Origin of the sequence: Sphingomonas arenae, from assembly GCF_016924655.1 — a bacterium.
GTDB lineage: Bacteria > Pseudomonadota > Alphaproteobacteria > Sphingomonadales > Sphingomonadaceae > Sphingomicrobium > Sphingomicrobium arenae.
This window is the reverse complement of the sequence record NZ_JAFFJU010000004.1, coordinates 120,438-138,436: the sequence shown is the minus strand read 5'-3', so window position 1 is coordinate 138,436 and position 17,999 is coordinate 120,438. Positions and strand designations below refer to the sequence as shown.

The 17,999-nt window shown below is 67.1% G+C and carries 19 protein-coding genes and 1 other RNA gene; 12 read left to right on the top strand and 8 right to left on the bottom strand.

Features of this window, described 5'->3' with window-relative positions:
- The first annotated feature begins 6 nt into the window (after positions 1–6).
- Together JT720_RS13370 and JT720_RS13365 are read left to right on the top strand one after the other, a co-directional pair.
- Positions 7–1,338: an NAD(P)H-hydrate dehydratase gene (locus JT720_RS13370; RefSeq protein ID WP_336512015.1), complete on the top strand. Its 1,332-nt coding sequence runs from the start codon at positions 7–9 to the stop codon at positions 1,336–1,338.
- Positions 1,335–2,516: a class I SAM-dependent RNA methyltransferase gene (locus JT720_RS13365; protein WP_205481799.1), complete on the top strand. Its 1,182-nt coding sequence runs from the start codon at positions 1,335–1,337 to the stop codon at positions 2,514–2,516. Before JT720_RS13370 ends, JT720_RS13365 begins: the two co-directional genes overlap by 4 nt.
- On the opposite strand, the gene JT720_RS13360 is transcribed toward JT720_RS13365, so the two are convergent.
- The 4 genes from JT720_RS13360 to JT720_RS13345 all read right to left on the bottom strand — a co-directional run bounded on the left by JT720_RS13360 (position 2,513) and on the right by JT720_RS13345 (position 5,957).
- A complete protein-coding gene (locus JT720_RS13360; protein ID WP_205481798.1) occupies positions 2,513–2,941 on the bottom strand; it encodes an MAPEG family protein in 429 nt (142 codons plus the stop codon). The two genes, JT720_RS13365 and JT720_RS13360, sit on opposite strands and share 4 nt — an antisense overlap.
- 12 nt (positions 2,942–2,953) lie before the next feature.
- The gene (locus JT720_RS13355) at positions 2,954–3,382 is read right to left on the bottom strand and encodes an MAPEG family protein (RefSeq protein ID WP_205481797.1); all 429 of its coding nucleotides are present in this window, start codon (positions 3,380–3,382) and stop codon (positions 2,954–2,956) included.
- 161 nt (positions 3,383–3,543) lie between these two features.
- Complete coding sequence (locus tag JT720_RS13350; protein WP_205481796.1) at positions 3,544–4,599, bottom strand: 1,9-bis(guanidino)-5-aza-nonane synthase; 1,056 nt, start codon at positions 4,597–4,599, stop codon at positions 3,544–3,546.
- A gap of 122 nt (positions 4,600–4,721) precedes the next feature.
- The gene (locus tag JT720_RS13345; RefSeq protein WP_205481795.1) at positions 4,722–5,957 is read right to left on the bottom strand and encodes a type III PLP-dependent enzyme; all 1,236 of its coding nucleotides are present in this window, start codon (positions 5,955–5,957) and stop codon (positions 4,722–4,724) included.
- Positions 5,958–6,153: 196 nt separating this feature from the next.
- Between JT720_RS13345 and JT720_RS13340 the strand changes: the two genes are divergently transcribed.
- Positions 6,154–7,095 (top strand): threonine ammonia-lyase, encoded by a 942-nt coding sequence (locus JT720_RS13340; protein WP_205481794.1) that lies wholly within the window; start codon positions 6,154–6,156, stop codon positions 7,093–7,095.
- Between the two features lie 247 nt (positions 7,096–7,342).
- Here JT720_RS13340 and JT720_RS13335 read toward each other — a convergent pair whose 3' ends face one another.
- A complete protein-coding gene (locus JT720_RS13335) occupies positions 7,343–7,594 on the bottom strand; it encodes a hypothetical protein (RefSeq protein WP_205481793.1) in 252 nt (83 codons plus the stop codon).
- Positions 7,595–7,652: 58 nt separating this feature from the next.
- On the opposite strand from JT720_RS13335, the gene JT720_RS13330 reads away from it, so the two are divergent.
- Positions 7,653–7,844 carry a hypothetical protein gene (locus JT720_RS13330; protein ID WP_205481792.1) on the top strand — a complete coding sequence of 64 codons (192 nt, stop codon included), beginning with the start codon at positions 7,653–7,655 and terminating at the stop codon, positions 7,842–7,844.
- On the opposite strand, the gene JT720_RS13325 is transcribed toward JT720_RS13330, so the two are convergent.
- Complete coding sequence (locus tag JT720_RS13325) at positions 7,841–8,515, bottom strand: alpha/beta hydrolase (RefSeq protein WP_205481791.1); 675 nt, start codon at positions 8,513–8,515, stop codon at positions 7,841–7,843. The two genes, JT720_RS13330 and JT720_RS13325, sit on opposite strands and share 4 nt — an antisense overlap.
- A 90-nt stretch (positions 8,516–8,605) precedes the next feature.
- Between JT720_RS13325 and JT720_RS13320 the strand changes: the two genes are divergently transcribed.
- Genes JT720_RS13320 through JT720_RS13310 form a run of 3 tightly spaced genes read left to right on the top strand, consistent with a single transcriptional unit; the run spans position 8,606 to position 11,105 of the window.
- Positions 8,606–9,670, top strand: coding sequence for a cysteine desulfurase family protein (locus JT720_RS13320; RefSeq protein ID WP_205481790.1), 1,065 nt, complete (start codon positions 8,606–8,608; stop codon positions 9,668–9,670).
- Positions 9,667–10,779, top strand: a complete 1,113-nt coding sequence (locus JT720_RS13315) for a cysteine desulfurase family protein (RefSeq protein ID WP_205481789.1) — start codon at positions 9,667–9,669, stop codon at positions 10,777–10,779. The genes JT720_RS13320 and JT720_RS13315 overlap by 4 nt, the downstream gene beginning before the upstream one ends.
- Positions 10,776–11,105 carry a 2Fe-2S iron-sulfur cluster-binding protein gene (locus tag JT720_RS13310; RefSeq protein WP_205481788.1) on the top strand — a complete coding sequence of 110 codons (330 nt, stop codon included), beginning with the start codon at positions 10,776–10,778 and terminating at the stop codon, positions 11,103–11,105. Before JT720_RS13315 ends, JT720_RS13310 begins: the two co-directional genes overlap by 4 nt.
- Before the next feature lie 224 nt (positions 11,106–11,329).
- On the opposite strand, the gene ffs is transcribed toward JT720_RS13310, so the two are convergent.
- Positions 11,330–11,427, bottom strand: an RNA gene (gene ffs, locus JT720_RS13305) — signal recognition particle sRNA small type.
- 73 nt (positions 11,428–11,500) lie between these two features.
- Between ffs and JT720_RS13300 the strand changes: the two genes are divergently transcribed.
- The 5 genes from JT720_RS13300 to JT720_RS13280 all read left to right on the top strand — a co-directional run bounded on the left by JT720_RS13300 (position 11,501) and on the right by JT720_RS13280 (position 17,418).
- Positions 11,501–13,177: a DNA polymerase III subunit gamma/tau gene (locus JT720_RS13300; RefSeq protein WP_205481787.1), complete on the top strand. Its 1,677-nt coding sequence runs from the start codon at positions 11,501–11,503 to the stop codon at positions 13,175–13,177.
- On the top strand, positions 13,164–13,487 hold the full coding sequence (locus JT720_RS13295) for a YbaB/EbfC family nucleoid-associated protein (protein WP_205481786.1): 324 nt from the start codon (positions 13,164–13,166) through the stop codon (positions 13,485–13,487). Before JT720_RS13300 ends, JT720_RS13295 begins: the two co-directional genes overlap by 14 nt.
- Before the next feature lie 81 nt (positions 13,488–13,568).
- Positions 13,569–15,176 carry a long-chain fatty acid--CoA ligase gene (locus JT720_RS13290; protein ID WP_237220000.1) on the top strand — a complete coding sequence of 536 codons (1,608 nt, stop codon included), beginning with the start codon at positions 13,569–13,571 and terminating at the stop codon, positions 15,174–15,176.
- 107 nt (positions 15,177–15,283) lie between these two features.
- A complete protein-coding gene (gene ettA, locus JT720_RS13285) occupies positions 15,284–16,963 on the top strand; it encodes an energy-dependent translational throttle protein EttA (protein ID WP_205481785.1) in 1,680 nt (559 codons plus the stop codon).
- The gene (locus JT720_RS13280; RefSeq protein ID WP_205481784.1) at positions 16,963–17,418 is read left to right on the top strand and encodes a GNAT family N-acetyltransferase; all 456 of its coding nucleotides are present in this window, start codon (positions 16,963–16,965) and stop codon (positions 17,416–17,418) included. Before ettA ends, JT720_RS13280 begins: the two co-directional genes overlap by 1 nt.
- Before the next feature lie 3 nt (positions 17,419–17,421).
- Here the strand turns inward: JT720_RS13280 and JT720_RS13275 are convergent, their stop codons facing one another.
- Positions 17,422–17,910 carry a DoxX family protein gene (locus JT720_RS13275; protein ID WP_237219999.1) on the bottom strand — a complete coding sequence of 163 codons (489 nt, stop codon included), beginning with the start codon at positions 17,908–17,910 and terminating at the stop codon, positions 17,422–17,424.
- Between the last annotated feature and the right edge of the window lie 89 nt (positions 17,911–17,999).

Genomic DNA, 17,999 nt, shown 5'->3' with positions numbered 1-17,999 from the left:
CGACGCGTGACCCGACCCATTATCACCGCGGCGCAGATGCGCACTGCCGAGGAGCAGGCGATAGCCCGCGGGACCACAGTCGAGACGCTGATGGAGCGGGCGGGAGCGAGCCTGGCGGAAGCGGCGTTCCGGTTTGCCGGTCCCGTCGAGACGCTGGTGCTCTGCGGTCCGGGCAACAATGGCGGAGACGGCTATGTCGCCGCCCGGCACCTCGCGCGGCTTGGCGTGCCGGTCCGGGTCGCGGCGCTGGCCGAGCCTGCGACCGATGCGGCCCGGTGGGCGCGGGGGCAGTGGGACGGGCCGGTGGAGGAGTGGAGCCACGCCAAGCCTGCGCCGATGGTGCTGGATTGCCTGTTCGGAACAGGTCTGAAGCGGGGACTGGAAGAGGCTGTCCTGGCGAGGTTTCTTGAGCTGACGGGGGCGGCGGAGCTGACCGTTGCCTGCGACTTGCCGAGCGGGGTGGAGGCGGACAGTGGCGCCTGCCTGTCTCCAGTCCCACAGGCGGACCTGACTGTCACGTTCGGCGCCCTTAAGCCGGCGCACCGGCTGATGCCGGCGATGGCGTACATGGGACGAGTGGTGCTGGCGGACATCGGCGTCGGGGTCGTCAACGCCTGGCACGAGATCGGCGAGCCGGAATTACCGCCGCTAGACCCGGCCGGTCACAAGTACAGCCGTGGCCTGGTGCATGCCCTCGCGGGGAAGATGCCGGGTGCCATCGCCTTGGCGGCGAAGGCGGCGGCGCGGGCCGGAGCCGGCTATGTCCGGGTGAGCACGTCGCGGGCGATCGACGGATTGCCCGCGGCGGTGGTGCAGACCGACACGGCGGTCATCAACGATCCGAGGATCGGCTGCCTGCTGGTCGGGCCCGGCATGGGCGACATCCCGCAGGTGCTGACGCTGGCCTTGACCTCCTACGCGCCGAAGGTGCTGGATGCGGATGCGCTGGGTCAGCTGGGCGAGCCCGAGCGGCTGAAGGGTCAGGATGCGATCATCACGCCGCATGCCGGGGAGTTCGTGAAGCTGTTCGGAACTCTGCCCGGGAGCAAGGCCGAGCAAGCGCTGGAGGCGGCGCGTCAATCGGGCGCGGTGGTGGTCTACAAGGGACCGGATACGCTCGTGGCGGCACCGGACGGGCGGCTCGGCTTGGCGCCGCCTGCGCCGGCGTGGCTGGCGAGTGCGGGAACGGGCGACGTACTGGCCGGCATGATCGCGGCCCTGCGCGCGCGCGGGATGCCGGCGTTCGAAGCGGCCTGCGGCGCAGTGTGGCTGCACGGGCGGGCGGCCGAGCGGGCCGGTCCAGGGATGATCGCCGACGACCTCGTCGACGCACTGTGAGCGAGCCGATCGTCCGGATCGCGGCGCGCGGCGACGGCGTGACCGCAAGCGGGCGGCACGCGGCGCTGGCTGCGCCCGGTGACCTGCTGGCGGAGGACGGAACGGTTCAGCCCGGGCCGCACCACCAGGTGCCGCCATGCCGCCACTTTCCCGAGTGCGGCGGGTGCCAGCTGCAGCATGTCGATGACGAGGCTTACCGGATCTACCTCAGTGAGCGGGTGACGGGCGCGCTGGCTCAGCACGGGCTGGAGACGGAGGTCCGCGAGCCGCACCTGTCTCCACCGAACAGCCGACGCCGCGCGTCGCTGCGGGCGCTGCGGGTTGGCAAGGGTATCGCGCTGGGGTTCAATGCCGAGCGCTCCAATCAGGTAGTCGACATGCGCGAATGCCATGTGCTCAGACCCGAGCTGTTCGCGCTCGTGGCGCCGCTGCGTGCGCTGCTCCCCACCTTGCTCCCGCGCGGCGTTGCGGAGGTTCGCCTGACCCTGTGCGATCAGGGCGTCGACGTAGCTCTGAGCGGCGTTCGCGCGGAGGGGTTGCAGGCTGCGGAGGCGCTGACTGACTTTGCCGAGCGGCATCGGCTTGCGCGGTTAAGCCTGGACGAAGGCTTTGGGCTGGAGGCCCGGTTCGAGCCGGTGCCCGCGACCGTCACCCTGTCCGGCGTTCCGGTCGCGCTTCCCCCAGGCGCGTTCCTGCAGGCGACGGTGGATGGCGAGGCCGCACTGGTCGGCGCGGTCTTGGAGGTCGTGGCCGGCGCGAGCCGCACCGCGGATCTGTTCGCGGGGCTGGGCACCTTTGCCCTGGCGCTACCCGGAGCGGTGCTGGCGGCGGAAGCAGGGCGGGATGCGGTGCTGGCGCTGTCGGGAGCAGGACGGAAGGCAGGGCGGCTGCTGGAGGTGCAGCACCGAGATCTCTATCGTCGGCCGCTGTCGGTGTCGGACCTGACGGGCTTCGAAGCGGCGGTGCTCGACCCGCCACGCGCCGGAGCGGCGGAGCAGGTCGCGCAACTGGCCACGTCGGCGGTGCCGCGGATCGCTTACGTGAGCTGCAATCCCGCCACTTTCGCACGGGACGCTCGGACGCTGGTGGATGGCGGCTACCGGTTGGAGTGGGTGCGGCCCGTGGGCCAGTTCCGCTGGTCCACCCACATCGAACTGGCGGCCGCCTTCCTCCGCTAGTGCCAGAGCCGCAGGCCGGCGTGGACCGTCAGGCTAACCAGGCAGAGGCTCGACAGCGCGAACAGGGTAAAGCGCACGGCTACGACGTTGATCGTTGCCTGCACGAGGCTGTGTGCCACCCGGAGAGCCACATAGGCCCACGCCAGCCAGACGTTGATGGGATGGTCGAAGCCCATCAGGATGAGCGAAAGGACGATCGCGTAGAAGATCGTCGGCTGCTCCATCAGATGCTGGTAGTTGTGAGCCTTCCAGTTGACCTCGTCCGGGATTACGCCCTCGAGGTTCGCTCCCCTGCCGCCACGGCGGTTGAGGCCGATGCCGGCCTTCTTCATCGCCGGAAGACGGGTGAGGGCCATCCAGACCATCATGACGAGCGACCAGGCGACGAGCGCGACGACGGGGCCGAGAAGCGGGCTGGGGGGCATGAGCATGTCCTTCTAGAAGGTGGCGCGAAGCGCGAGGATGATGAGGCCGAGCAGGGCCAGGCTGCCGATGAAGAAGATGGCGAAGCGGACGCGAACGATGTTGACGGTGGCCTGGACGAGGCTGTGCACGATTCGAAGGGCGACATAGGTCCAGGCGAGGATGAGCGCCCAGCGGCTCTCGTGACCGAGCAGGATGAGTAGCAGAGTGACGCCATAGAAGAGCGTCGGCTGTTCCAGGAGGTGGTTGTAGTTGTGGGCCTTCCACTGCACCTGCGGGGGCAGGGCGTCGTCCAATGAGCGCCCGGTGGTACCCCGCAAGGTCTTGAGGTCGATGTCGGAGCGCAGCATCGCAGGGATGCGGGTCGCGTACATCCAGAAGAACATGACCATCGTCCAGGCGAGCAGGACGGCCATCGGCGTGGCGAGCGGATGCGCGGACATGAAAAACCCTCCCCCGAGGTTTGCCTCAGGGGAGGGTGGGATAGTTCAGCTGAACTTGCAACCGTCACCCCCGCGAAGGCCGGGGTTCATCTCCCGGACCAGCGAACTCGCCCGAAGGTTGGGAGATGGATTCCCGCCTGCGCGGGAATGACGGGAATGCCTTAGTCGAACAGCTTCGCGAAGGCCCGCTTGGCGCGATTGCGCCAGTGGCCCCGGTGGTAGGCGTCGGAGGCCAGCAGCGGCAGGACCGAGGTCGCCTCGGCGAAGACCATCTGCTCGAGCGCGGTGGACACCTTGCCCCAGCTCGCCGCTTCCTGGAGCGTGGAGGAGGAGCAGGCGCCGTCGCGCACGTCGGCCACCGTGATCTGCACGGCGTACTTGTGCACCTCGACGTCCTCGTGGCCGAGGATCTCCGCGCAGACGACGGTGTCCTGCGTGAAGTTCTTCGGAACGCCGCCGCCGATCATCAGGAGACCGGTGGTGCCGGCCTTGATCTTGATGTCGGTCAGCTCACGGAAGTCGGCGATCGAGTCCATCGTCATGTACCGCCGGCCAGCCTTCATGGCATCGACCTGGTGCTTGACGAGGCCGAAGCCGGCCGAGCTGTCGGTGAACGCCGGGCAGAAGATCGGCACGTCATGCTCGTAGGCGAGCTTGACGAGGCTGTTGTCCTTCTTGCCGTTCTCGAGCAGCCACTTGCCCATCTCCTTGATGAACTCGCGGCTGCTGTAGGGGCGCGGCTCCAGGCTGTCGGCGATCTTGCCGATCGTGAAGTCCGTGTCCTGCAGCTGCTCTTCGTCGATGTAGGTGTCGTAGATGCGATCGATGTAGAGCGAACGCAGCGTATCATCGTCAGGGATTTCAAGCGCTTGGTAGTGCTTGTGGCCAAGAGCTTCGAAGAAATCCATGTCGACGATGGTGGCGCCCGTGGCGACGATCGCATCCACCATGTTGGAGCGGACGAGCTCGGCATAGAGGTCCATGCAGCCGCCGGCCGAGGTGGAGCCGGCGATCACCAGGATGACCGAGCAATCGGGATCCGACAGCATCTGGTTGTAGATGTCGGTCGCCCGGGCGAGGTCGCGGCTCGTGAAGCTCATCTTGCCCATCGCCTCGACGATCGGGCGCGCATCGAACTTGGTGATGTCGATGTGCTCGACCGTGGTCGAGAGCAGCTCCGCCTTGCGGGTGTCGTTGATCTTCGTCTCGGTGTTCATGTCATACTCCAATGCGACCCCTCCCGGGGGAACCGGAAGGGGGCAGCAACTGGCATGTCGTTCAAATGGGAGGGGACAGCCTCACCCTCGCAGCTTCCGCCATAAGCGAAAGCGAACCTTGTTTACAGCTTCACGACATTCGAGCGGCGCTCGGCCACGGCGCCGTAGAGGCTGGCCATCGGCTCGTCCTCCACGATCACGCGGGCTTCGGTGCCGAAGCCGTTGAAGCCCGTCCGCATGGCACAGCCGTAGGCGCCGAGCATCCCGATCTCGATATAGTCGCCCGCCTGAACGTCGGCTGGCAGTTCGAACGGGCCGACCATGTGGTCGAGGTCGTCGCAGGTCGGGCCATAGAAGCTGAAGCCCATCGGGCGGACGTTGCTCTCCGGCTCGCGGACCAGGGCGACTGGGTAGCGCCAGGCGATGTGGGCCGCGTCGAACAGCGCACCATAGGCGCCGTCGTTGATGTACAGCTCCTCGCCGCGACGGCGCTCGACCCGGACGAGGACCGAGGCATATTCGGCGCACAGGGCCCGGCCCGGCTCGCACCACAGCTCGGCCGAGTAGCTGATCGGCAGCTTCTCGAACGATTCGTGGATGACCGCGAAGTAGGTCTCGAGCTCCGGCGGCTCCATCCCCGGGTAGGAGGAGGGAAAGCCGCCGCCAACATCGACGATGTCCACAGTGACCGCAGCTTCGACGATGGCGTCGCGGACGCGGGCCATGGCTTCGGCATAGGCGGCCGGGGTCATCGCCTGGCTGCCGACATGGAAGCAGATGCCGAGCGCGTCCGCGGCCTGGCGGGCGGCGAGCAGCAGCGGCTTCAGCTCGTCAGGCGAAACGCCGAACTTGGACGCGAGGCTGAGCTTCGAGTGCTCGGAGCTGACGCGCAGGCGAACAAGCAGGTTGAGGTCGGTCGCGGCGACGCCGTCGGTGGCGGTGGCCTCGACGATCTTCTCCAGCTCGTCGAGCGTATCGAGGCTGAAGGTGCGCACGCCATGCTCGAAATACGCCTCGGCGATCGCCTCCTCGGCCTTCACCGGGTGCATGAAGCAGAGAGTCGCGTGCGGCAGGGTTTCGTTGACCAGGCGCACTTCGCCGATGGACGCTACGTCGTAATGCGTGACGCCGCCGTCCCACAGGACGCGCAGCAGGTCGGGCGAGGGATTCGCCTTCACGGCATAGAGCGACCGGCCCGGAAACTTCTCCACGAAGAAGCGGGCAGCCCGGCGGGCGGCATGCGGACGGAGAAGCGTGACCGGCTGCACCGGCTTGAGCTTCGCAATCTCGGCAGCACCGGAAACGGCGGTGCCGAACGGGGACGCAGCTAGCCCCAGCGCGCGATGATGCTGATGCAACTCAAGGGACCTCCAACTGGGTAGTTTCGACGAAGCTGCCTTGCGGTTGGAAGTCCCATGGGGCAGCGGAGGCGCGATATATGGACGGGGTCCCCTTAACGCAACATTTTTTCCGGTCCGGTTTTGACCGGCTCGGAACGGTTCGGCGCAGATCGGGCACAGCGCAGCCAAGCTCCTGGAATCAAGAGGAAAAGCCATGACTTTACTGCCGATCCGGGACGACGTTCTCGCCGCTGCCGAGCGGATTGTGGGGCAGGTGATCGAGACCCCGCTGCGAGAGGCGGAAATCCGCCGGGCGCGAGTCTGGCTGAAATGCGAGAATCTTCAGACCGGCGGCGCGTTCAAGCTGCGGGGGGCGAGCAACCGGCTGCTGCAGCTCGATGAGGAACAGCGGGCACGGGGAGTGGTGGCGTTTTCTTCCGGTAACCACGCGCAGGGCGTCGCGATCGCGGCCCGGCGACTCGGCATTCCGGCGTGCATCGTCATGCCGTCGGACGCGCCGGCGCTGAAGGTGGAGGGGACTCGGGCGGAAGGGGCGGAGATCGTCTTCTACGACCGGGAGACCGAGGATCGGGTGGCGATCGCCACCGAGATCGCGAAGACCCGGGGAGCCACCCTAGTGCCGAGCTTCGACGATCCGGATATCGTCGCGGGGCAGGGAACGGTCGGGCTGGAGATCCTTGAGCAGATGCCGGGCTCGCCGAGCCAAATCCTGGTGCCGACCGGGGGTGGCGGGTTGGCATCGGGCATCGCGCTGGCCTGTGCGGAGGCGGCGATCGTCTGCGTGGAGCCGGTGGGTTGGGACGACATGGCCCGGTCGCTGGCGGGGGGACAGATCGTGCCCGTGGAGCCGAACGCACCGCCGACCCTGTGCGATGCCCTCCAGACCCCGCGGGTGTCGCCCATCACCTTCGGCGTGCTCTCGGCGCGGGAGGCGGCGGCGGTGACGGTCAGCGAAGCGGAGACGCGTGAGGCGGTGCGGTTCGCGTGGCGCGAGCTTCAGCTGGTGGTGGAGCCGGGCGGAGCGGTGGCGCTGGCGGCGCTGCTCAGCGGGCGAGTCGAGGCGTTGCCGGGAACGGTCGCCGTGCTGTCAGGGGGCAACATCGACCCGGCTCTGCATGCGGAGCTGGTGGCGTAGGCCGTCGTGCCCTCGCTGGCGCTGGGGCTGTATGTCCTGAGCTTGGTGGAAGGGAGCTTGTCGAAGCGCGCTCGGGGGGGAACACCCTTCGACAGGCTCAGGGTGAGCGCAGTTAAGTCGGAAGGCTTCGATCGACAGGCTCAGGGTGAGCGCAGTTAAGTCGGAAGGCTTCGATCGACAGGCTCAGGGTGAGCGCAGTTAAGTCGGCAGGCTTCGATCGCCAGGCTCAAAGGTGAGCGCCTGGAGTCTAGATCGTGCCCGTTCGGTAGGCGCCCGGCCCGAGCTGCACTGGGGAGGAGCGTTCCACGGTGCGGGTCAGCTCCTCGAGCTCGGCGGCGAGGGTCTGTAGTTCGGCGGCGAGGGCCTTGGGATCGACGCTGGCGAGATTGGCGGATGCGTCCAGCAGGGTCTCGAGCATCATGGCGATGCAGGGCAGGATCGTTTCCTCGATGCGTTCGAATGCTTCTTCGAGCTTGCGCTGCTGGTCCTCTCCGATCATCGGCCGGTTATTGCCGGATGGTGGTTAAGGGGCGGTATATGCGGGCGGGAGAAATCGGATGAGCGGATTGGCGGCAGCGACACTGTCCATCGCGACCATCTCGGCGCTGGTGCTGATGATCGCCGGGGCCCGGTTCGCCTGGGGCCGGGAGCACCGGAAGCAGGGCGTTCTGATGATCGCCGCCGGGTTCGTGATCCTGGTCAACGTGCTGATCTGGGCCGTGCCCGGACCCGGCAGCCTGGCCGGCTAGCGCTTGCCGGCGATGGTCGGGGGCGGCACCGGCTGCGACAGGCGCATGTCGAGGTAACCGTCGACGCTCTTCATCAGGAGGTCGAGCTCGTTTGCGAAGAAGTGATTCGCGCCCGGTATCGTGTCGTGGTGGATGGTGATGTGCTTCTGGGTCCGAAGCTTGTCGACGAGCTTCTGGACGGCGGGCGGGGTCACCACCTCGTCCGCTTCGCCCTGGATGATGATACCCGAGGACGGGCAAGGGGCGAGGAAGCTGAAGTCGTACATGTTGGCGGGCGGCGCGATGGAGATGAAGCCCTTGATCTCCGGCCGGCGCATCAGCAGCTGCATGCCGATCCAGGCGCCGAAGCTAACACCGGCGACCCAGGTCTGCTCCGCTTCGGGGTGGATCTGCTGCACCCAGTCCAGCGCGCTGGCAGCGTCGGACAGTTCGCCGATGCCGTTGTCGAACACGCCCTGGCTCTTGCCCACGCCGCGGAAGTTGAACCGCAGGGTGGCGAAACCGCGCTTCACGAAGGTCTGGTAGAGCAGCTGCACGATCTTGTTGTTCATCGTGCCGCCGGCCTGCGGATGGCTGTGCAGGATCAGCGCGACAGGTGCCCGCGGCCGCAGTCCCGGGTGGAAACGGCCTTCGAGACGGCCTTCGGGACCGGGGAAAATCACTTCGGGCATGAGGCTCTCAACGCTGTGGACACTGTGCGGCGGTGTTGCGCGCCTATATAGGCCGCAGCGGAAAACAGGCAATCGGCGCGTAGGCGATCGTTGAAGAAGCGCATTTATCTCGATCATGCGGCGACCACGCCGATGCTGCCGGAAGCGCGCGCTGCCGTCGCCGAAGCGATGGACCGGTGGGCGAACCCGTCGTCCCCGCATGCCGAGGGACGCGCGGCGCGCGCGGCGCTGGAGGAGGCGAGGTCGTCAATCGCGGAGGCGCTCGGGTGGCGGCATGACGTCATCCTCACTTCGGGCGCGAGCGAGGCGCTGGCGATCGCCGGGCGGACGGGCGTGCCTGGACGGCTCTTGGGGGCGACCGAGCATGACGCGGTGTTTGCCGCCATGGGCGAGGGAGCTCGCGTGCTGCCGGTCGGTGGTGACGGGATGATCGATGCGGGCGCGCTCAATGCGGCGCTCGCAGACGGGCCAGCGCTGGTCGCGATCCAGCATGTGAACAACGAAACGGGGGTCGTTCAGCCGGTCGCGGCTCTTGGCGAACAGGTCCGGGCGGCTGGGTCGCTGCTGCTGGTCGATGCATCGCAGTCGGCGGGCAAGCTGGACCTTCCCGAAGCGGACTTCATCGCCGTGTCGGCGCACAAGCTGGGTGGGCCACCGGGGATTGGGGCGCTGCTGGTGAAGAGTCTCGGCAGCCTCAAAGCCGAGGGCGGGCAGGAGCGGGGCTATCGCCGGGGCACCCAGAATTTGCCGGCGGCGGCCGGGTTCGCCGCGGCCTTGAAGGCGGGGGCGTTCCGGGCCGCCATGCCACGTCTGGCCGATCTGCGGGGGCAACTCGAAAGTGAGCTTGGGCTGTCGGCCGTTGCTGCCGGGGCGGAGCGGAGTCCGGCAATCGGCGCCTATGCGGTGCCCGGGCTCACGAGCGCGAGCCTGCTGGTGCAGCTGGACCTGGCAGGGTTCGCGGTGTCGGCGGGGAGCGCCTGTTCCAGCGGGAGCATGAAGCCGAGCCATGTGCTCGCGGCCATGGGGGTCCCGCAGGAAGTGGCCGCGTCGACCATCCGGATCAGCTTCGGGCCGCAGACGGCGGCGGAGGAGGTCCGGGCGTTCGCCGCCGAGTTCCGCCGGATCGCGGACCGGGCAGCGGCGCGGGCAGCATGATCTACCTCGATTACCAAGCGACGACGCCGCTGGCGCCGGAGGTTCGCCCCGCGATGGAGCCGTGGCTCGACAAGTTCGCCAATCCGCACAGCCCCAATCGCTGGGGGCGGGAAGCGGCGGCGGCGATCGCCGTGGCTCGGGATCTGGTGGCGATGGCCATGCCGGCGGGTGGGCAGGTGCTGTTCACGTCGGGGGCAACGGAGGCGATCAACTGGGCGCTCAAGGGCCTGGCCGAGCAGGCGACGGGCGAGCGGCGGCGGATCGTCACGGTCGCGACGGAGCATGCAGCGGTGCTCGATAGCTGCGAATGGCTGGAGGGGCGAGGGCTGGAGGTGGTCCGGCTGCCGGTGCGCGCAGACGGAATCGTGGACCTGGACGCGGTCCGTGCGGCGGTGGACGAGCGGACGCTGGTGGTCGCGGTCATGCTGGTCAACAACGAGATCGGCGTGATCCAGCCCGTCGCCGAGGTTGCCGCCATCGCCCATGCGGCCGGAGCGCTGATGCTGTGCGACGCGGTGCAGGGCTTCGGGCGGATGGACGTTCCGGACGGGCCCGACCTGGTAACGGCGTGCGCGCACAAGATCCATGGGCCGAAGATGATCGGGGCCTTGTGGATTCGGGACGGGATTCGGCTCGAGCCGCTGATCCATGGCGGTGGCCAGGAGCAGGGGCTGCGGTCGGGAACCCTGTCGCCGATGCTGGTGGCGGGTTTCGGGACGGCGGCAAAGCTGGCGCTGGAGCGACGGACAGAGGATGCGGCGCACGTGGAGCGGCTGTGGACCGCGGCGCGGGAGGCGCTCGGGCCGGCGTGGAGCGTCAACGGCAGCACCGAGGCGCGGTACCGGGGCAATCTCAACATCCGCCGCGAGGGACTGGACGCCGCGCGGCTGATCTCGGATCTGCGGGATATTGCGTTCAGCCTGGGGAGCGCCTGCGCGAGCGGCTCGGGGCGACCGAGCCATGTGCTTCGGGCGCTGGGCTTGAGTGACGGCCAGGCGCGCGCGTCCGTGCGGCTGGGGTTCGGGCGCTATACGTCGGAGGAGGAGCTGGTGGCCGCGTGCCGGCGGATCAACGCGGCGGCCGAGGCGCAGCAAGGACTTGCGGCATGACGCTGGTGCGGTTCCTCAAGGCCGATGGGGCGCTTGACCGGGAGGTGGAGGCGGCTCCAGGGTCGGTGCTGCTGCACGTCGCGCAGGCCGCCGGCCAGCCGCTCGAGGGGACGTGCGAGGGGCAGATGAGCTGCTCGACCTGTCACGTCATCGTGGCCGCGGAGGATTTCGCCAGCCTGCCGCCGGCATCCGAGGAGGAGGACGACCTGCTTGACCTGGCGGCGCACGTGACACGGACGAGCCGGTTGGCGTGCCAGATCGTGCTGTCGGAGGAGCTGGAGGAGCTGACGGTGCGGATGCCGGGGGCTGTGGTGGATTGGGGTTGAGGCTCGGTTGCGCTCACCCTGAGCTTGTCGAAGGGTTATTGTCGAAAGGTGCTCTTCGGTCGTTCAACGCTTCGACAGGCTCAGCGTGGGCGCAAGGGGGGAGCGGCTTGCTAGTGGAAGGGCCGTCACGGGAGTGAATCCCGTGACGTCGGTCCTTTCGGCTTTGCCGCAGGCCGGCCGACACTCGCTGGCTCTTCGTGCTGCTGCGCTGCACTCGGCAGCTTGTGGGTGGGAGCCGGAACGACCCGAGACGAAATCGTTGTGGCTGCTTCCTTCCGGACCTGACCAGGTTGGCGACAGCCTCGTCCGCCCGACTCCCGCGGCGCATATGGCGAAGGGCTGTCCATCAGGCAAGTGATGACGGGCGGGAGGAAACCCGCCTACAACCGGACCCGATGACCGACGACGAATCGCTTCAGGAAGAACCCGGCCTCGGCCTGGACCTGCCCGCGCAGCCGCTGGAGAAGAGTGCGGCTGCGTCGCCCTATCGGGTGCTGGCGCGCAAGTACCGGCCGCAGAGCTTTGCCGAACTGATCGGGCAGGATGCGATGGTGCAGACGCTGGGAAATGCCATCGCCCAGAACCGGATCGCGCATGCGTTCCTGATGACGGGGGTGCGCGGCGTGGGGAAGACTTCCACCGCGCGGCTGGTGGCGAAGGCGCTCAATTGCATCGGTCCGGATGGGAAAGGTGGGCCAACCATCGATCCGTGCGGGGTGTGCGAGCCGTGCCGGGCGATCGCGGAAGGGCGCCATATCGACGTGATCGAGATGGACGCGGCCAGCCACACGGGCGTGGACGACGTCCGCGAGATCATCGAGGCGGTGCGCTATTCGGCGGTTTCGGCGCGCTTCAAGATCTATATCATTGACGAAGTCCACATGCTGTCGAAGAGCGCATTCAATGCGTTGCTGAAGACACTTGAGGAACCGCCTGAGCATGTGAAGTTCCTGTTCGCCACCACCGAGGTGAACAAGGTCCCGGTGACCGTCCTGTCGCGGTGCCAGCGCTTCGACCTGCGGCGGATCCCGGCGGAGAAGCTTGCCGAGCATTTCGCGCGGGTGGCGCAGGCGGAGGGAATCGAAGTCGAGCCGGAGGCGCTGGCGGTCGTCGCGCGGGCGGCGGAAGGCTCGGCTCGCGATGGGCTCTCGATCCTCGACCAGGCGATCGCGCACGGGCAGGGCAAGGTGACGGCGGAGCAGGTCCGGGCGATGCTCGGACTGGCGGATCGCGGACGCACGCGCCAGCTGCTTGTGACTTTGCTGAGTGGCGATGCGGCGGCGGTGCTGGAGCAGCTGGATTCGGCTCATGCGCTGGGGATCGATCCGTCGGCGCTGCTGCGTGGGCTGATGGAGAGCGTGCATGCGGTCACTCGCGCGAAGGCGGGAGCGGGCGGCGACGTGCTGGCTTCGGCCGAGGAGCGCGAGGCGGCGGCGGACCTGGCAGGCAAGCTCGGCTGGGCGACTCTGCACCGCTTGTGGCAGCTGCTGCTGAAGGGACTGACGGACGTCCAGGTCGCGCCCGATCCGCAGGAGGCGGCCGCCATGGCGCTGCTGCGGGTGGTGCATGCAGCCGAGCTGCCGGACCCGGCGGCGCTAATCGCCCGGTTGCAGGGCGGTGAGGGCGCTGTGGCCGTGGCGGGTGCTCCGGCAAGGTCCGCGCCGGCGAGTGCCGCGTCACCCGCGCACGCTGAGGGTCCAGAGAGCTTCGCGGACCTCGTCAAGCTGCTGGAGGCGAAAGGCAAGGCCCTCCTGTCCCAGCAGCTGCACGATCAGGTGGGCCTGGTGCGGTTTGCGAGCGGAGAGCTGGAGCTCAAGCCACTGCGGCCGCTGGGCACCAACTTCCCGCGTGAACTTGGCGACGTGCTGAAACAGGTCACCGGCCGCGGCTGGAAGGTCACGCTGAGCGATGGCGAGGCCGAGCCCTCGCTGCTGCAGCAGGAGCAGATGGCCGAGGAGCGGGCACGCGCCGCCGTGCTGGCGGACCCGAACGTGGCTGCCGTGCTTTCCGCTTTCCCGGGCGCAACGCTCGAATCCGTTTCCACGAAAGGTGCGAACCATGCCCAGCTTTGATGAGATCATGCAGATGGCGCAGAATGCGCAGGCCGAACTGCAGAAGGCGCAGGAAAGCCTCGAGAAGATCGAGGTCGAGGGGCAGTCGGGTGGCGGCCTGGTGAAGATCCGGGCCAGTGCCAAGGGTCGCATCATCAACGTCGACCTGGACGAGAGCCTGCTGCAGCCGTCGGAGAAGACGATGCTGGAGGACCTCATCGCGGCGGCATTGAACGACGCTCGCGCCAAGGCGGACCAGGCTGCGAACGCCGAGATGCAGAAGATGAGTGCCGCCCTGCCGATGCCGCCCGGGTTCCAGATGCCCTTCTAAGCGAGCCGTACGGCTTCACGGCCAGCCTTGCGCATGTGAGCTGAACGAGTCACCTTCGAACTTACACGGGTGGAGGTGGGGATGAAGCTGGGCGCGATGCAGGATTGGCCGCTTCGGGTCATGCGGCTGGTGGACCATGCCGAGCGCGAGCATGGCGGGCGCGAGATCGTGTCGAACTGGGCGGACGGGAGCATCACCCGGACAAACTGGGCCGAGGTGGCAGGCGCGGCGCGGCGGATGGCCAAGGGGCTGGAGCGCCTGGGGATTCGCAAGGGCGACCGTGTCGCCACGCTGGCGATGAACCACGACCGCCACCTGACCGCCTGGTACGGCGTGTGCGGCATGGGCGGAGTCCTCCACACCATCAACCCGCGGCTCTTCCCGGACCAGCTTTCCTACATCGCGAATCACGCGGAAGACCGGGTGCTGTTCTACGATAAGGCCTTCACTCCACTGGTGAACGCGCTGAAAGACCAGTGGAAAACCATTGAGCATTACATCTGTTTCGACGGCGATGACTGGAGCCAGTGGCTGAGCGCCGAGGATGACGATTACGCCTGGATCGACGGGGATGAGCGGGACCCGTGCGGGCTCTGCTACACGTCGGGGACCACCGGTCATCCCAAGGGAGTCCTCTACGAGCATCGCTCGACCATGCTGCACGCGATGGCCGAGGTGGCGCCGGACGTCTTCGATCTTTCCGCACGCTCAGTCGTGCTGCCGATCGTGCCGATGTTCCACGCCAATGCCTGGGGCGTTCCGTGGGCGGCGCCGATGGTCGGGTGCAAGCTCGTGCTGTCGGCGGACTATAGACCGGCGCAGATGTGCGACCTGTTCCGGACCGAGGGTGTCACCCATAGCGCGGGCGTTCCCACGGTCTGGCTCGGCATGATCGAACATATTGAGAAGACGGGCGAGTCCCTCGCAAGCCTGCGGAGCGTCACCATCGGAGGATCCGCGGCGCCGCGCGCCATGATCAAGTGGTTCCGGGACCGCGGGGTCAACGTCGGCCACGCCTGGGGCATGACGGAGACTTCGCCCATCGGGACGCTTGGCGCTCCGCCGGCGAACTGGGACAGCATGACCGATGCCGAACAGATGGAGTTTGTGGCACGGCAAGGACGGGTTCCGTTCGGGGTCGACCTGCGGATCGTCGACGACGAGGGCCATGAACTTCCGCGCGACGGCAAGCAGAGCGGCCGGCTTCAGATCCGCGGGCCGTGGGTGGTGAAGCGCTACTTCAAGGAGGAGCGGGACGCCGCAGACGTGGACAACTGGTTCGACACAGGGGACGTCGCGGTCCTGCATCCCGACGGCACGATGCAGATCACCGACCGGGCGAAGGACGTCATCAAGTCCGGCGGGGAGTGGATCAGCTCGATCGACCTTGAAAATTGCGCGGTCGGCTGTCCCGGCGTGGCGGAGGCGGCGGCCATCGGGATCCCACATCCGAAATGGGACGAGCGGCCGCTGCTGCTGGTCGTGCGCGCCCAAGGCAGCGAGGTAGATGAAGCGGCGATCCGCGCCCACCTGTCCGAGCACATCGCCAAATGGTGGCAGCCCGACGCCATCGAGTTCGTGGACGAACTGCCGCACACGGCGACCGGCAAGCTCAGCAAGAAGACCCTGCGGGATCAGTTCAAGCATTATCGCTTCGCGGGCGCTCACGAGATGGTCGGGCGCGACTGAGCTCCGGAGCGGGAACCGTTCAGGCGGTGCGGCTGGAAATCTGCCGCGCCATCCCCTAAGTCCGCGCGCAATCCCCGTAACTCGTACAGACAAGGACCTGCGACCCCATGGCCGCTCAATATGCCTTCGTGATGAAGAACCTCACGAAGACCTTTCCCGGCGCTCCCAAGCCGACGCTCAACAACATCAGCCTGCAATTCTACCAGGGTGCGAAGATCGGCATCGTCGGGCCGAACGGTGCCGGCAAGTCGACGCTGATCAAGATCATGGCAGGGCTCGACACGGAGTTCACGGGAGAGGCCTGGCCGGGCGAGAACATCACGGTAGGCTATCTGCCGCAGGAGCCGGAGCTGGACCCCACCAAGACGGTGCTGGAGAACGTCAAGGACGGCGCGCGCGGAGTGGCCGACATGGTCGACCGGTTCAACGCGATCAGCGCGGAGATGGGCGACCCTAAGGACGACACCGACTTCGACGCGCTGATGGCGGAAATGGGCGAGCTTCAGGAGAAGATCGACGCGGTCGACGGCTGGACGCTCGACAACCAGCTCGAGATCGCGATGGAGGCGCTGCGCTGCCCGCCGAGCGACTGGAGCGTCAAGGACCTGTCGGGCGGCGAGAAGCGGCGCGTCGCGCTGACCCGGCTGCTGATCCAAAAGCCAAGCATCCTGCTGCTGGACGAGCCGACCAACCACCTGGATGCCGAGAGCGTGCAGTGGCTGGAGAACCACCTCAAGGAATATGTGGGCGCGGTGCTGATGATCACCCACGACCGCTACTTCCTCGACAATGTGGTGGAATGGATCCTCGAGCTCGATCGCGGAAGCTACTATCCTTACGAAGGAAACTACTCCACTTATCTGGAAAAGAAGGCGAAACGCCTGGAGCAGGAATCGCGCGAGGAGAGCGGCAAGCAGAAGGCGCTGCAGCGCGAGCTGGAGTGGATCCGGCAGACTCCGGCCGCTCGCCAGAGCAAGTCCAAGGCGCGTATCCGCAAGTTCGAGCAGCTGCAGGACGCACAGGACGACCGGCGCATCGGTAAGGCGCAGATCGTGATCCAGGTGCCCGAGCGCCTCGGCGGCAAGGTCATCGAGGTGAATGGCATCTCCAAGGCCTATGGCGACAAGCTGCTGTTCGAGGATTTGAGCTTCACGCTGCCGCCGGGCGGCATCGTCGGGGTGATCGGTCCGAACGGAGCGGGCAAGTCCACGCTGTTCCGGCTGCTCACGGGCAAGGAACAGCCGGACAGCGGCACCATCGAGATCGGCGAGACCGTGCGCCTGGGCTATGTCGACCAGAGCCGGGATCATCTCGATCCCAAGAAGAACGTCTGGGAGGAGATCTCGGACGGCCTCGATTACATGAAGGTCAATGGGCAGGACGCCTCGACCCGCGCCTATGTCGGCGCGTTTAACTTCAAGGGTCCTGACCAGCAGAAGAATGTCGGCAAGCTGTCGGGCGGTGAACGCAACCGCGTGCACATGGCCAAGATGCTGAAGGCGGGCGGCAACGTGCTGCTGCTGGACGAGCCGACCAACGATCTCGACGTCGAGACGCTCGGCGCGCTGGAAGAGGCGATCGAGAATTTCGCGGGCTGTGCCGTGGTCATCAGCCACGACCGCTTCTTCCTCGACCGGCTGGCGACGCACATCCTGGCGTTCGAGGGCGACAGCCACGTCGAATGGTTCGAAGGGAACTTCGAGGCCTATGAGGAGGACAAGCGGCGGCGGCTCGGACCTGAAGCGGACCGCCCGCACCGGACGAGCTACAAGAAGCTGGCGCGGTAGTGGGCGTACGGGCAGCCAGGGAGGATGACCTTCCGGCGCTGAGCCGTGTGGTCGACGCAACCGGGCTGTTCCCGGGCGAGATGCTCGCCGGCATGATGCGGCCATACCTCGACGGTTCGGACCAGAGCTTCTGGTTAACCTTCGAGGACGGGGACGCCATCGGTGTGGTGTTCGTCGAGCCTGAGCGGATGACAGCGGGGACCTGGAACCAGTTGCTCGTTGCGGTTCACCCCGACCGCCAGGGCCAGGGCGTCGGCGCTCAACTTCTGACCGCGGTGGAGAGGCGGGTAGCGCAAGACCTTGGGGGTCACCTGCTGTTGGTGGAAACCTCAGCCGATCCTGCGTTCGACGGAACGCGACGATTCTATGAGCGGCTACGATATCAGAGGCTTGCCGCGATCGATGACTTCTACCGACCTGGTGAGGGCAAGGTCATCTACGGCAAGCGTCTGTAACCCCTACTCCGCGGGTTCCCGTCCTCCCGCGTGACTGTGCCGGGTGCCCTCGTAGTAGCTGTCCGGCCCCTCGGCGGCCTGCCTCTGCTGGAGCCAGCAATCCACGCTCCACGGGCCCGGTCCGCGGAAGAAGACGTAGAGGAAGATGAAGCAGAACAGGATGGCCGCCTCGCCCCCGTTGAGGACGGGCCAGAAACCGTCCGGCGCGTGGACCATCCAGTAAGCGACCGCCATCTCGCCCGCGAGCAGGAAGGCGACGGGCCGGCTGAGCAGGCCGATTAGCAGCAAAGCGCCGCCGATCAGCTCCAGCATGCCGGCGATCCACAGCAGGGTCCATGGCTGCGGAAAACTTGCCGAACTCATGGGGATGCCGAGGATTTTCGACATGCCATGGGAGAGGAACAGGAGTGCTGTCACGATCCGCAGGACGCTGAGCATCCGGCTAGAATGGCGGTCGGCCCAGCCGCCCGGTTCGAATAGAGGATTCTGCATCGTCGCCTCCTCCTTTGGTGCAGGGATCAGAGACTCGGTCCTTTTACCATGAACGGGATGGCAGGCCCACACTTGCCGCCTTTCGCAGC

What these genes read in the sequence shown, in the direction of transcription:
- JT720_RS13315 (WP_205481789.1), top strand. Translation starts at nt 9,667, where the DNA reads ATGATCTACCTCGATTACCAAGCGACGACGCCGCTGGCGCCGGAGGTT.
- JT720_RS13330 (WP_205481792.1), top strand. Translation starts at nt 7,653, where the DNA reads ATGAGCGGATTGGCGGCAGCGACACTGTCCATCGCGACCATCTCGGCG.
- JT720_RS13295 (WP_205481786.1), top strand. Translation starts at nt 13,164, where the DNA reads ATGCCCAGCTTTGATGAGATCATGCAGATGGCGCAGAATGCGCAGGCC.
- JT720_RS13335 (WP_205481793.1), bottom strand. Translation starts at nt 7,594, where the DNA reads ATGATCGGAGAGGACCAGCAGCGCAAGCTCGAAGAAGCATTCGAACGC.
- JT720_RS13275 (WP_237219999.1), bottom strand. Translation starts at nt 17,910, where the DNA reads ATGCAGAATCCTCTATTCGAACCGGGCGGCTGGGCCGACCGCCATTCT.
- JT720_RS13355 (WP_205481797.1), bottom strand. Translation starts at nt 3,382, where the DNA reads ATGTCCGCGCATCCGCTCGCCACGCCGATGGCCGTCCTGCTCGCCTGG.
- JT720_RS13340 (WP_205481794.1), top strand. Translation starts at nt 6,154, where the DNA reads ATGACTTTACTGCCGATCCGGGACGACGTTCTCGCCGCTGCCGAGCGG.
- JT720_RS13350 (WP_205481796.1), bottom strand. Translation starts at nt 4,599, where the DNA reads ATGAACACCGAGACGAAGATCAACGACACCCGCAAGGCGGAGCTGCTC.
- ettA (WP_205481785.1), top strand. Translation starts at nt 15,284, where the DNA reads ATGGCCGCTCAATATGCCTTCGTGATGAAGAACCTCACGAAGACCTTT.
- JT720_RS13360 (WP_205481798.1), bottom strand. Translation starts at nt 2,941, where the DNA reads ATGCCCCCCAGCCCGCTTCTCGGCCCCGTCGTCGCGCTCGTCGCCTGG.
- JT720_RS13290 (WP_237220000.1), top strand. Translation starts at nt 13,569, where the DNA reads ATGAAGCTGGGCGCGATGCAGGATTGGCCGCTTCGGGTCATGCGGCTG.
- JT720_RS13300 (WP_205481787.1), top strand. Translation starts at nt 11,501, where the DNA reads ATGACCGACGACGAATCGCTTCAGGAAGAACCCGGCCTCGGCCTGGAC.
- JT720_RS13310 (WP_205481788.1), top strand. Translation starts at nt 10,776, where the DNA reads ATGACGCTGGTGCGGTTCCTCAAGGCCGATGGGGCGCTTGACCGGGAG.
- JT720_RS13325 (WP_205481791.1), bottom strand. Translation starts at nt 8,515, where the DNA reads ATGCCCGAAGTGATTTTCCCCGGTCCCGAAGGCCGTCTCGAAGGCCGT.